Origin of the sequence: Bradyrhizobium uaiense (genome assembly GCF_010811875.1) — a bacterium.
GTDB lineage: Bacteria > Pseudomonadota > Alphaproteobacteria > Rhizobiales > Xanthobacteraceae > Bradyrhizobium > Bradyrhizobium uaiense.
On the sequence record NZ_VKHP01001252.1, the window covers coordinates 1 to 215 of the forward strand.

The following is a 215-nucleotide window of genomic DNA, read 5'->3' on the forward strand; positions in this document are numbered from 1 at the left end:
TGCTCTACACCTTCTATCCGCCGATGGTCGGCAACCCCTTCTATTACATCGGCGTCGTCATGGTCGTGGTCGGCTCATGGATCTGGGGCGCGCTGATGGTGATCAATTTCGTGATCTGGAAGCGCGAGAACCCGGGCAAGCCGGTGCCGCTTGCGATGTACGCCAATGTCGCGGGCTCCTTGCTGTGGGCCTGGACCGCGGTCGGCGCGGCGCTC

The 215-nt window shown here is 63.3% G+C and carries 1 pseudogene; it reads left to right on the plus strand.

What is annotated here, in order from left to right:
* Window positions 1-215, plus strand: a pseudogene (locus tag FNJ47_RS49510) (cytochrome C oxidase subunit I); the annotation flags it as partial.